Origin of the sequence: Brevibacterium sp., assembly GCF_031179145.1 — a bacterium.
Taxonomy (GTDB): domain Bacteria; phylum Actinomycetota; class Actinomycetes; order Actinomycetales; family Brevibacteriaceae; genus Brevibacterium.
The window spans coordinates 146,130-158,773 of sequence record NZ_JAPSIB010000001.1; the positions used below are offsets into that span (position 1 = coordinate 146,130).

The following is a 12,644-nucleotide window of genomic DNA, read 5'->3' on the forward strand; positions in this document are numbered from 1 at the left end:
GCTCACGTGCCTGCGGACGGGGCCGTCGCCCAGGCGGACGTGCGGGATCCGGTGACCGAGCGACTATCATTGTTCACGCGCTGCCACATAAACATCGTAAAGGAGCCCTACGTGCTGCGAAGCCACGAATCCGGAAGCCTGCGAGCCTCCCATGCAGGACAAACAGTCACCCTCTCAGGCTGGGTCGACCGTCGTCGCGATCACGGAGGCGTCGCCTTCATCGATCTGCGTGATGCTTCGGGAATCGTCCAGGTGGTGGTGCGCGAGGACGACGCCCATGCGCTGCGCAATGAGACTGTCGTCAAGGTCACCGGTACCGTCTCGCTGCGTCCCGAGGGCAACACGAACCCCAACCTGCCCACTGGTGAGATCGAGATCGTCGACACGAAGGTCGAGATCCTTGCCGAGGCCCAGGCTCTGCCGTTCCAGGTCTCCGACCATGCCGAGGACTCCGGCACCGTGGGCGAGGAGACCCGCCTGCGCTACCGCTACCTCGACCTGCGCCGGTCCGGCCCGGCGGCGACGATGCGCCTGCGCTCGGCCGTGAACAAGGCCGCCCGCAGCGTCCTCGACGAGCACGACTTCGTCGAGATCGAGACCCCGACCCTGACCCGGTCCACCCCGGAGGGCGCCCGCGACTTCCTCGTCCCCGCGCGCCTGCAGCCCGGATCCTGGTACGCACTCCCGCAGTCGCCGCAGCTGTTCAAACAGCTGCTGCAGGTGGCGGGCATGGAACGCTACTACCAGATCGCCCGCTGCTACCGCGACGAGGACTTCCGGGCCGACCGGCAGCCCGAGTTCACCCAGCTCGACATCGAGGCCTCCTTCGTCGAGCAGGAGGACGTGATCGCGCTGTCCGAGGAGATCCTCCGCGCCCTGTGGAAGCTCATCGGCTACGACATCGAGACCCCGATCCCGCACATCACCTATCACGAGGCGATGGAGAAGTACGGCAGCGACAAGCCCGACCTGCGCTTCGGCCTCGAGCTGCACAACCTCACCGCGTACTTCGCCGACACCCCGTTCCGGGTCTTCCAGGCGCCCTACGTCGGTTCGGTCGTCCACCCCGGCGGCGGCTCGCTGCCCCGCCGTCAGCTCGACGCCTGGCAGGATTGGGCGAAGCAGCGCGGCGCCAAGGGCCTGGCCTACGTCCTCGTCGGCGAGGACGGCACTCTGACCGGCCCCGTGGCCAAGAACATCTCCGAGGCCGAGAAAGCCGGGCTCGTTGAGGCCGCGGGCGCGAAGCCGGGCGACGCGATCTTCTTCGCCGCCGGTGACGCCTCGAGCTCACGGGCGCTGCTCGGTGCGGCCCGCCGCGAGATCGCCGAGCGCACCGGACTGATCAAGGAGGGCGACTGGGCCTTCGTGTGGGTCGTCGACGCACCCCTGTTCGAGCCCGCCGCCGAAGCCGTGGCCTCCGGTGACGTCGCTGTCGGCAGCGGCCAGTGGACAGCCGTCCACCACGCCTTCACCGCGCCGAAGCCGGAGTACCTCGACACCCTCGAGGAGGACCCGGGAGCAGCCCTGGCCTACGCCTACGACATCGTGTGCAACGGCAACGAGATCGGCGGCGGCTCGATCCGCATCCACCGCCGGGACGTCCAGGAGCGGGTGTTCCGGATCATGGGCATCTCCGACGAGGACGCACAGGAGAAGTTCGGCTTCCTCCTCGAGGCGTTCAAGTTCGGCGCACCCCCGCACGGTGGAATCGCCTTCGGCTGGGACCGCATCGTGTCCCTGCTGGCCGGCGTCGATTCGATCCGCGAGGTCATCGCCTTCCCGAAGACCGGCGCCGGATACGATCCGCTGACGCAGGCTCCGGCACCGATCACGCCCGAGCAGCGCGCCCAGGCCGGCGTCGACGCCGAACCGGAAGACGACGACGCCGAATAGTCGATGGCACCGAGCAGTTGATGACACAGGACGGACGATGACAGAGGGCCCTGACCTCTTCTCGACCGGCGGCCCGAGCCAGGATTCCCCTGGTCCGGGCGCCGGCCCTTCGGGAGCGGGATCTCAGCTCGGCCGTGCCCTCGACCCGTTGGCGGTGCGGATGCGTCCGCGCACCATCGCCGAGGTGGTCGGCCAGGAGCATCTGACGTTCCCCGGCTCGCCCCTGGTCCAGCTCGTCGAGGCGAGCGGGGGAGACCGCGCAGGAGCCTCCTCGGTGATCCTGTGGGGTCCGCCGGGAGTCGGCAAGACGACGCTGGCCCACGTCATCTCCCACGCTCCCGGGCGCACATTCGTCGAACTCTCGGCCATCACGGCCGGAGTCAAGGACGTGCGCCAGGTGATCGAGACCGCCCGCCGCGAACGCGAGATGTACGGTCGGACCACGGTGCTGTTCCTCGACGAGATCCACCGGTTCTCCAAGGCCCAGCAGGATGCCCTGCTGCCCGCGGTGGAGAACCGTCTCGTCGTCCTCGTCGCGGCGACCACGGAGAATCCGTCGTTCTCGGTCATCTCACCGCTGCTGTCGCGGTCCCTGCTGCTGACTCTGCGGCCGCTCGACGACGCGGCGATCGCGAAGCTGCTCGACCGCGCTGTGAGCAGCGAACGGGGACTCGCCGGACAGTTCGAGCTCGAGCCCGCTGGCAAGGACTTCATCGTCCGGATCGCGGGAGCCGATGCGAGGCGCTCCCTGACCGTCCTCGAGGCGGCCGCCGGGATTGCGGCGGCGCAGGCGAAGTTCGCGCAGAGCGCGGAGGAGTCAGAGAGCGCAGAGGAGTCAGAGAACACGGGGGAGTCAGAGAGCTCGGAGGGGTCAGAGAGCGCGGAGGGGTCAGAGAGCTCGGAGGGGTCAGAGAACATCGGGGACCCCGAGGATGCTGAGGAGGCCGACGCCTCGGCGGATGATGTCGGCTCGGCCGATGCTGCGGACGACGCTGCGGACGACGCTGCGGACTCTGTTGCGGACTCTGCTGCGGATGGCGAGACCAAGGGGGCCGAGGCCTCGGCAGACGGCACCTCGGCGGACGACGCCGGCCAGGACGACGCCGGCCAGGACGACGCCACGGGCGGCGGAGCCGCGCCGATCCTGATCACCGAGGCCGCGTGCGCCGAAGCCAGCAGCGAAACCGTGCTGCGCTACGACAAGAACGGCGATCAGCACTACGACGTCATCTCGGCGTTCATCAAATCGATCCGCGGCTCCGACGTCGACGCCGCTCTGCACTACCTCGCCCGCATGATCGTGGCCGGTGAGGACCCGCGCTTCATCGCCCGCCGGATCGTCATCTCCGCTGCCGAGGACATCGGGATGGCCGACCCGCAGGCCCTGCCGATCGCCGTCGCCGCCTCGACAGCGGTGGCGAACATCGGGATGCCCGAAGGTCGCATTCCCCTCGCCGAGGCGGTCACCTATCTCGCGATGGCCCCGAAGTCCAATGCCTCCTACCGCGCCATCGACGCGGCGATCGCCGACGTCAAGAACGGGTTCGCGGGCCAGGTGCCCCTCCACCTGCGTGACGCCCACTATCCGGGGGCCAAGGAGCTCGGCCACGGCAAGGGCTACAAGTACTCCCACGACTACCCACACGGCGTCGCCCCGCAGGACTACCTGCCGGACACGCTGACCGGGAAACGCTACTACGAGCCGACCGGCAACGGTCTCGAACGCTCCCTGCAGGAGAGACTCGAGACCCTGCAGCGGATTCTGCGCTCCTGAGACAGGTGAGCCGACCGGCGCCCTGACACGTTTCGGCGCAGTGGTCGGCGGATCAGGAGACGCTCAGGGCGTCGTCGAAGCCGGCCCGCAGACGTTGCCACTGGGCCGTGGGACGACCGTCGATGCGGGTGAGACCGTCGTGGTCGTACTGCGGCCATCCATCGGGGGAGTCTTCCCATGCTCCTTGGCGGCCCCAGACTGTCAGGTCCATCAGCCTGAAGTTGGTGTCCACCGCTTCGACCCCACGCAGCGTCGTCCAATAGGTCTCGAAGATCCGATCGCCTCGACGCACGTAGCAGACCAGATGCATCATGCCCTGAGTGCGGCCCTCCAACAGGGTGCCCAGCGAATCGGCCGCCGAATACAACGGCATCGACCATCCCATGAACTCGTGGTACTTCGCGCTCTCTGCGTACGGTCCCTGACTGAAGACCGCATAGGTGATGTCCCGGGCATGAAGGTAGGAGAGCTCGGACATCTGCGAATTGTTCCAGGTGCATCCTTCGCACTGTTCCGCGGCAGGACAGCCGGGATGCCACATCATGTAATAACTGATCAGCTGCGAGCGGCCGGCGAAGGCGTCGAGGAGAGGGACAGTGCCGGCCGGTCCGGTCAGCGGCGTGTCGGCCGGAACCTCCACCATGGGCAGTCGTCGTCGAGCGGCCGCAATGGCATCGGCCTCATGTGTATGCCGCTTCTCCCGGATCCTCAATTCCCGGATCTGTTCCTCGAACTCGTCCCGTGCGACGGCAGCCGGATAGGCGTTCTCGGTCGCGGGCCTCGTAGCGCTCAGCCGAACAGTGTCGCCGGGCGTGGTTTGAGCACCGGCGGGTGAGGCGCAGCATCGAGCATGAGCCTTCTCGGGGTTGTTCGTCATGGGTCATCCCTTCCTTGCAATGCAGTGGCGGTGGATCAGAGCTCTTCGGCGATGACCTTGATGGATTCCAGACGTCGCTGCCAGCGTTCTCCGATGGCATCGAGCTTCCGTGCGGCGGTGCTGAGCTCGGAGCCGAGCGCCCGGTATCTGCGGTGGCGCCCTTCCTGTCGGGAGGTCACCAACCCGACTGCCTCCAGCATGTCGAGGTGTTTGGCGATCGCTTGGCGCGATACCGGCATCTTCTCCGCGAGCTCGGAGGCGGAGGCGTCCTCATCTGCCAGGGCACTGAGAATGTCCCACCGGGTGGGATCGCCCAGCGCGTGGAAGATCGGGACCAGGTCGGGCGTGCTCATCGGGCCGCCTCCGCGGTCGTGTCGAACAGTGTGACGAGTTTGTCGAGTTGGAAGGTCCATCCCACAGTGTGGCTGTGCAGATTGCGGCGCGGATCGGTGGTGAGTTCGAAGCCGGTCTCCTCCACCGTGAGCACCGTGTCCTGGCCGTCCGGGCGCAGCGTGAAGGTGAATTCGGTGGCCGACTTCGGCGTGTACCGCGCCGGAGTCTGCGGTGCCGCCTCGTCGTTGTTCCACCGGTAAGTGATCGACCGTTCCTCGACGGACGCGACGACTGCGAACGGAATCGAGCCGGTCTCGTCGTCGGACCGCGCAGTTCCGCAGTGATGGTCGGGGTCATCGTCGAATCGCATGGTTCCGCAGCGGGTGCGGGTATCGATGTCGGTCTGTGCGAACCAGCGGCTGATGTGGCGTGGTTCCGTGACGGCTTTCCACACCCTGGCGGCGTCGGCGTGGATCCGGATCGTCCGTCTCACCGTGTATGACTCCTCATCGCAGTGAGCCGGTGGATTGGTGGTCATGGCCAGTTCTCCTTCCCGATACTTGGTGCAACTAAATTATTGCACCAAATGGACTTTGATGCAACCATGCGGTTGCATTGAGGGTGCTGAATGGTCCGCAGTCCGTATGGTGTGTCGCCGGGCTTTGGCGGGCAGAGGCTTTTGCGGAGAGGTCCGGCGATCGGGTAAGATGAACAGCTGTTGTGCCTGCACGCTGAAGGCGGTCGGTGCGAGCGGATCTCGACGCTCAATCCCTCTTTCTCAACCGGAGAAACAACAGTTCCGACAGGGGCGAGAACCTCAGGCCGGTCGGAACGATCCAGATGAATGAAAGGTTTCACAGTGCCAGCACCAGCACGTAACCGCCGGATGGCGCGCCTCTCGCGCGCACTCGGCATGCCGCTGACCCCGAAGGCGGAGAAGTACTTCGAGCGTCGTCCCTACCCTCCAGGTGAGCACGGCCGTGCTCGTCGTCGCAACGACAGCGACTACTCGGTCCGTCTCAAGGAGAAGCAGCGTCTGCGCGCCCAGTACGGCATCCGCGAGGCCCAGATGCTCAAGACCTACAAGGAAGCCAAGCGCCTTGAAGGCCTGACCGGTGAGAACCTGGTCGAGCTCCTCGAAATGCGTCTCGACGCTCTGGTCCTGCGCTCCGGCTTCGCCCGGACCATCGCCCAGGCCCGTCAGTTCGTCGTGCACCGTCACATCACCGTTGACGGACAGCGCGTGGACCGTCCGTCCTTCCGCGTCAAGGAAGGTCAGACCATCCAGGTCCACCCGAAGAGCGCGGAGACCGAGCCGTTCCAGATCGCCGCTGCCGGTGGTCACAAGGACGTCCTCCCCGCCGTTCCGGGTTACCTCAACGTCAACCTCGAAGGTCTGCAGTCGACCCTGCTTCGCCGCCCCAAGCGCAGCGAAGTTCCGGTCACCTGCGACGTTCAGCTGGTCGTCGAGCACTACTCGCGCTGATCGCCTGACCACAGCTGCCCGGAACGGTTTCGTTCCGGGCAGCTGTGCATTCACGGTCCGCTCGTGGATTCCGCTCGCGCCCGGTTGAGAATCCGCTCACGCACAGCCGATGAATCCGCTCGTGGCAGGCGCGGGTCGGCCACCTCGCATAATGCGCTCGACCCACTAAACTGTTCCCTGACACGCACCTCAGCCAGGACTCGCGCTTGAGCCGGTCCCTGATGTGCACCGAACGAGCACTCGCGGATGCGAGTGCGCACGCACCATTCGAAAGGCCCTTGGATGAAGACGGCAGAGATCAAGCAGCGCTGGTTGGACTACTTCGAGGCGAACGGTCACGCGGTGGTCCCCTCGGCGTCGGTGATCAGCTCCGACCCATCCATCCTGTTCAACATCGCGGGCATGGTCCAGTTCATCCCGTACCTGACCGGACGCGAGCCAGCACCCTTCCCGCGGGCCACCAGCGTGCAGAAGTGCGTGCGCACCGGTGACATCGAAGAGGTCGGCAAGACGACCCGCCACGGCACGTTCTTCCAGATGAACGGCAACTTCTCGTTCGGCGACTACTTCAAGCGCGATGCCATCCGGTTCGCCTGGGGACTGCTCACCCGCACCGTCGACGACGGGGGACTCGGGTTCGACCCGGACCGGCTCTGGGCCACTGTGCACGAGGACGACCTCGAGACCATCGACCTGTGGCTGCAGGAGACCTCCATCCCGCGTGAGCGGATCCAGACCCGCGGCAACGAGGACAACTTCTGGCACACCGGGCAGCCCGGCCCCGGCGGCTACTGCTCGGAGATCTACTACGACCGCGGCCCCGACTACGGCGTCGAAGGCGGACCCGTGGCCGACGAAGACCGGTACATCGAGATCTGGAACCTCGTGTTCATGGAGTTCGAGCTCTCCGCGGTCCGGTCCAAGGTCGACTTCGACATCGCCGGTGAGCTGCCGGCGAAGAACATCGACACCGGAATGGGTCTCGAGCGCGTCGCATTCCTGCTCCAGGGCGTCGAGAACATGTACGAGATCGATGAAGTTTTCCCCGTCATCGAAGCCGCCAGCAGGCTCTCCGGCCACGCCTACGGCGCCAAGGAATCCGAGGACGTGCAGATGCGCGTCGTCGCCGACCACGTGCGCTCGGCCCTCATCATCATCGGCGACGGAGTCCGTCCCGGCAACGAGGGCCGCGGCTACATCCTGCGCCGGCTCCTCCGTCGCGCCGTGCGGGCGATGCGCCTCCTCGGCGTCACCACCGAAGTGCTTCCCGAACTCCTGCCGGTGTCGATGGAGGCGATGAAGTCGTCCTACCCCGAACTCGACACCGACTTCGACCGGATCTCGCGCATCGCCTACGCGGAGGAGAAGGCGTTCCTGCGCACCCTCGAATCCGGCACCCAGCTGTTCGAGAATGCGGCGGCGTCGCTGCCTCAGGGTGAGAAGACTCTGAGCGGCGACATCGCCTTCGCACTCCACGACACCCACGGTTTCCCGATCGACCTGACCCTCGAGATGGCCGCCGAACACGGCGTGGCCGTCGACGAAGAGGGGTTCCGGGCGCTGATGACCGAGCAGCGCCAGCGGGCGAAGGCCGATGCGAAGGCGAAGAAGGGCGGCGGCCACACCGACCTCTCCGCATACTCCGCCCTGCTCGAGGAGGGCGCCCCGAAGTTCGTCGGCTACGACCAGCTCGACGCCGACTCCCGGGTGCGCGGCATCGTCGTCGACGGTGTCGCCCAGGAAGTGCTCGCCGAAGGCGAGACTGCGGACCTCATCCTCGACCTGACTCCGTTCTACGCCGAGTCCGGCGGTCAGCGCGCCGATGTGGGATTGATCAAGGGCGACGGCTTCACCGCGCGCGTCCTCGACGTGCAGAACCCGATCAAGGGTCTGCCCGTCCACCGGGTCGAGGTCCTCGAAGGTGAGATCCGCGTCGGCTCCGACGTGCTCGCCACTGTTGACCACGACCACCGTTTCCAGGGTTCGCAGGCCCACACCGCGACCCACCTCGTGCACGCGGCGCTGCGGGAGATCCTCGGCAGTCACGCGGTGCAGGCCGGTTCGCTCAACCAGCCCGGATACATGCGCTTCGACTACTCGTTCCCGGAGGCTCCGAGCCCGCAGATGAAGGCCGAGATCGAGGACGTCGCCAATCTCGCGGTGCGCTCGAACTATGAGGTCGGCACCGAGTACCTGCCCTTCGACGTGGCCCGGAAGTCCGGAGCCATGGCCCTGTTCGGGGAGAAGTACCCGAACGTCGTGCGCGTCGTCGACATCGGCGGTCCGTTCTCCCGTGAGCTCTGCGGAGGCACCCATGTGGCGGCTTCCTCCGAGGTGGGTCCGATCTCCGTGCTCTCCGAGGCCTCCGTGGGGTCGGGAGTCCGCCGGATCGAGGCCGCCGTGGGCATGGACGCCTTCCGGTCCCTGGCCGCTGAGCGGACCATCGTGTCCTCGCTCTCGGAGATGCTCAAGGTCCCCGGCCCCCACGTGCGCGACCGGGTGTCGGACCTGATGAGCAGGCTCAAGGACGCCGAGAAGGAGATCGCCCGACTGAAGTCCCAGCAGCTGCTGGCCCAGGCCGGTCAGTTCCTCGACAAGGCCGAGCGCGTCGGGTCGACCCTCTTCGTCGTCGCCGAACTCGGGGAGGTGGCGGCGGCGAACGACATCCGCACCGTGGTCACCGACCTGCGCTCCCGCGTCTCCGACCAGTCCGCCGTGGTCCTCGGCGTCGGCACCGGCAACTCCAAGCCCGTCGTCGTCATCGCCACCACCCCGGACTCCCGCGAGGCGGGCAACCAGGCCGGAAAGCTCGTCGGACTGGCGTGCCGTGAACTCGGCGGCGGAGGCGGCGGCAAGCCCGACCTCGCTCAGGGCGGCGGCACCGACGTCAGCGCGATCCCTGCCGCAGTCGCGGCGGTGAAGGCGGCATTGCAGTGAGCTTCCGCCGGGGCCGCAGGCTCGGCCTCGACATCGGCTCCGTCCGGATCGGGGTCGCCGCCAGTGACCCCGAGGGGATCCTCGCCACACCGCTGACGGTCGTGCGGCGCAGCGACGAGCCGGCGGCCCTGCGGCAGCTGGCCGAGGTCATCGCCGAATATGAGCCGATCGAGATCCTCGTCGGTGACCCGAAGTCACTCGATGGTCAGGCTCGGGCCGCGGCGGCGACCGCGCTCGAGTTCGCCCGCCGGATCGGGGAGACCACCGCGACGCCGATCCGCCTCGTCGACGAGCGCTTCACCACCGCCGAGGCCCATCAGGCCCTGGCCGCGGCGGGACGGAACTCCCGCCAGCGGCGTGAGATCGTCGACGCCCAGGCTGCTGTGATCATCCTGCAGCACGCTCTCGAATACGAGCACAACACCGGAGCTGCGGCAGGCCGAGTGATGCCGCCGACGGAGGGAGACGCGTGAACGAGAACCCCGGCGACCCGACCGACGAGACGGCAGGCGACTCCGCCGTCCCCGAAACCGGCCGGCCCGCAGGCGCGAGTTCGACCGACGACGGCGGCCTGATCGAGGACCTGGGGCTGTCCCGGGCCGAACTCAAGGCCAAGAAGCGGCGCCGGATGCTGCGGCGCCGGCGCACGACCGTCATCGTCACGATCTGCGTGCTCATCTTCGGGCTCGGTGGGATCTTCGCGTTCAAGTCCGCGGGCGGGGCGGTCAGCGATCTGCTCGGCCCCAAGGGCGACTACGAGGGTGAGGGCACGAGCGAGGTCTCCATCGAGATCCCGCCGGGAGCTTCCGCCCGATCCGTGGCCAACCAGCTCGTCGAGGAGGGCGTGATCATGAACTCCGAGCCGTTCCTCGACGAGATCGAGCGCCGCGACGTCACCATCAACGCGGGGCCGGTCATCATGCGCAAGGAGATGAGCTCGAAGGCCGCCGTCGAGGCGCTGGTCAACCCGATCGCGCCTCCGAAGATCACGATCGCCGAAGGCCGCAAGATCGACCAGATCAAGGCCACCATGGTCGAGTCGGGGATGAACGGCGAAGAGGTCGACAAGGCCATCGACGGCAAGAAGCCGAAGGACTACGGTCTCGACGTCGAGGCGCCCAGCCTCGAAGGGTACCTGTACCCGGCCACCTACGATCTGCGCAAGTCCAAGACGGCGGAGGACATCGTCCAGGAGATGGTCGACAAGACCGCCGCCGAGCTCGAGACGGCAGGCATCGAACTCTCCGACGCCAACCGGATCCTGACCCTGGCCAGTCTCGTCGAGATCGAATCTCCCGGTGACGAGGAGACGCGGAAGAAGGTCGCGCGGGTCTTCCTCAATCGCATCTCGGAGGATTCACAGACCGGCGGACTGCTGCAGTCGGACGCGACGGTGGCCTACATCCACGGCGCACGGGCAGACCTGACCACGACGGCGGAGGAGCGGAAGTCGGACAGCCCGTACAACACGTACAAGCAGCAGGGTCTGCCTCCCGGCCCGATCAACTCGCCGAGCGCAGGAGCGGTCGACGCCGCCCTCAATCCGGCCGACGGACCCTGGCAGTTCTTCGTCGCGACGAACCCGGATACGGGCGAGACGAAGTTCGCCGAGACCTATGAGGAGCACCAGAAGAACGTCGAGATCTATCGCAAATGGCTGCGCGAGCACCGGGACGAGAACGGGAAGTGACGATCACCGCAGCGGTCCTGGGCCGCCCGATCGCCCACTCGAAGTCACCGCTTCTCCACCGGGCGGCCTTCGCCGCGCTCGACCTCGACGGTGAGTACCTGCGCTTCGACGTCGGCGCGGAGGGACTTGAATCCTTCCTCTCGGCGCATCCCGACTTCACCGGGTTCTCACTGACGATGCCGCTCAAGGACCGGCTCGTGGAACTGGCCCGGCACTTCGACTGGGAGCTCGACGACACGGCAGCGCTGACCGGAGCCGGCAACACCCTGGTGCGCCGGGAATCGTCGACGCTCGTCGCGAACACCGACGTCCAGGGCATCGTCGCCGCCCTCGGCGCACCTCTGGCCACCGCGCGCGAGAGCGTCGGCCGGCCCGCGGGAGACTCCGCAGCCGGTGCCCGGACTGCCGTCATCCTCGGTGCGGGGGCGACCGCGCGCTCGGCAGCCGTCGCCTGCGCGAGGCTCGGCATCACCGAGGTCCAGTTCCTGGTCCGCAATCCCGACCGTGCGCAGAACGCGGTCTCGCTGTGCGCGGATCTCGGACTTCGCGCGAGCACCGGTCCGCTGACCGAGCTCACCCCGGCAGAGCTCCTCATCTCCACCCTCCCCGCCGAGGCGACCCCCGACCTGCGCTGGTCCCCGCAGATCCGCGGGGGAGTCGCTCTCGACGTCGCCTACGCCGCCTCGTCGGCCTTCCTGGCCACGGCGACCCGGCACGGAGTCACCCCCGTCTCAGGCACGGCCATGCTCGTCGGGCAGGCGGTCGAGCAGTTCATGATGTTCCTGGCGGCGGCAGGGGACCCAGCGGGAGCCGAGGTGCGACGGAGAGTCGCTGCCGCGATGCACGCGGCACTCGAGTCGGCGGATCCGCCGGCAGGTTCGGGCGGGCCGAGCACCTCGGAGCCCGCCGGCCCCGGCACCGGCTCCGTCGGGAGCTGAACCGGCCATGAGCGGGCTCGGGTGGCTCGTCGTTCTGACGCTTGTGATCAGTGCGGCGACGGGGCTCCTCATCGCCCGTGGTATGCGCTGGTGGATCGCGGATGCCGATCACGCCGACCTCCTCGCCGCCTCCCGCTGGTACCGGCCCGGGGTCCTCACCATCACCGGGGCCGTCCTCGGCGGCGGCGTCGCGTTCCTGTACCCCACCTCGGCGGGGTGGGGAATCGACATCGTCCTGCTCTCGCTCATCCTCGGGGCGAGTGCGGCCGCGACCCCGTTCCTCTTCATCGTCGACGTCCTCGTCCACCGTCTGCCCGACCGGCTCCTCTATCCGCTCATCGGACTCGAGCTGGCCGTGCTGATCCTCGGTGGGCAGAGCGGGGATCGCAGCATCTGGGTCTCCGCCCTCGTCGCGGCGATCGCCGCCACCGCGTTCTTCGGGCTGCTGTACCTGGCAGGCAGGCTCGTGCATGCGAGAACTCTGGGGCTCGGCGATGTGAAGCTCGCATTCGTCGTCGGCGCGGCCACGGGCGTGCACTCGGTCTGGGCACTGGCCGGCGTCTTCGTGGTGACGATGATCATCGCCGGTTCCGTCTCGCTCATCGCCGCGGCGCGGGCGGGCAGTCTGCGCGGGACCGTCATCGCCTTCGGGCCGGCGATGCTATCCGGTATGTGGCTCGGGTCCGTGGTCCACCGATTCCTTTTGTAGAATCGGT

11 protein-coding genes are annotated in these 12,644 nt (G+C 67.6%); 8 read left to right on the top strand and 3 right to left on the bottom strand.

All coding sequences use genetic code 11. From position 1 onward, the window contains the following. The first annotated feature begins 111 nt into the window (after positions 1-111). Together aspS and RIT73_RS00650 are read left to right on the top strand one after the other, a co-directional pair. Entirely contained in the window at positions 112-1,893 is a 1,782-nt protein-coding gene (gene aspS, locus RIT73_RS00645) for an aspartate--tRNA ligase (RefSeq protein ID WP_309130115.1), read from the top strand. Between the two features lie 37 nt (positions 1,894-1,930). Next, the gene (locus RIT73_RS00650) at positions 1,931-3,667 is read left to right on the top strand and encodes a replication-associated recombination protein A (RefSeq protein ID WP_309130116.1); all 1,737 of its coding nucleotides are present in this window, start codon (positions 1,931-1,933) and stop codon (positions 3,665-3,667) included. Between the two features lie 52 nt (positions 3,668-3,719). Here RIT73_RS00650 and RIT73_RS00655 read toward each other — a convergent pair whose 3' ends face one another. From RIT73_RS00655 to RIT73_RS00665, 3 genes are read right to left on the bottom strand one after another with little or no spacing between them, the layout of a single operon-like run. Further along, positions 3,720-4,544, bottom strand: a complete 825-nt coding sequence (locus RIT73_RS00655; protein ID WP_309130117.1) for a DUF899 family protein — start codon at positions 4,542-4,544, stop codon at positions 3,720-3,722. Between the two features lie 35 nt (positions 4,545-4,579). Beyond that, positions 4,580-4,897 (bottom strand): metalloregulator ArsR/SmtB family transcription factor, encoded by a 318-nt coding sequence (locus RIT73_RS00660; protein WP_309130118.1) that lies wholly within the window; start codon positions 4,895-4,897, stop codon positions 4,580-4,582. After that, positions 4,894-5,415: an SRPBCC domain-containing protein gene (locus tag RIT73_RS00665; protein WP_309130119.1), complete on the bottom strand. Its 522-nt coding sequence runs from the start codon at positions 5,413-5,415 to the stop codon at positions 4,894-4,896. The genes RIT73_RS00660 and RIT73_RS00665 overlap by 4 nt, the downstream gene beginning before the upstream one ends. 348 nt (positions 5,416-5,763) lie before the next feature. Between RIT73_RS00665 and rpsD the strand changes: the two genes are divergently transcribed. From rpsD to RIT73_RS00695, 6 genes are all read left to right on the top strand, one after another. After that, positions 5,764-6,363, top strand: a complete 600-nt coding sequence (gene rpsD, locus RIT73_RS00670; protein WP_375294961.1) for a 30S ribosomal protein S4 — start codon at positions 5,764-5,766, stop codon at positions 6,361-6,363. 282 nt (positions 6,364-6,645) lie between these two features. Beyond that, entirely contained in the window at positions 6,646-9,300 is a 2,655-nt protein-coding gene (gene alaS / locus RIT73_RS00675) for an alanine--tRNA ligase (RefSeq protein WP_309130121.1), read from the top strand. Further along, positions 9,297-9,773 carry a Holliday junction resolvase RuvX gene (gene ruvX, locus RIT73_RS00680; RefSeq protein WP_309130122.1) on the top strand — a complete coding sequence of 159 codons (477 nt, stop codon included), beginning with the start codon at positions 9,297-9,299 and terminating at the stop codon, positions 9,771-9,773. Before alaS ends, ruvX begins: the two co-directional genes overlap by 4 nt. Beyond that, positions 9,770-10,990, top strand: coding sequence for an endolytic transglycosylase MltG (mltG, locus tag RIT73_RS00685; protein ID WP_309130123.1), 1,221 nt, complete (start codon positions 9,770-9,772; stop codon positions 10,988-10,990). Before ruvX ends, mltG begins: the two co-directional genes overlap by 4 nt. Then, positions 10,987-11,928, top strand: a complete 942-nt coding sequence (locus RIT73_RS00690) for a shikimate dehydrogenase (protein WP_309130124.1) — start codon at positions 10,987-10,989, stop codon at positions 11,926-11,928. Before mltG ends, RIT73_RS00690 begins: the two co-directional genes overlap by 4 nt. Before the next feature lie 7 nt (positions 11,929-11,935). Beyond that, a complete protein-coding gene (locus tag RIT73_RS00695; RefSeq protein WP_309130125.1) occupies positions 11,936-12,637 on the top strand; it encodes an A24 family peptidase in 702 nt (233 codons plus the stop codon). Positions 12,638-12,644 lie beyond the last annotated feature (7 nt).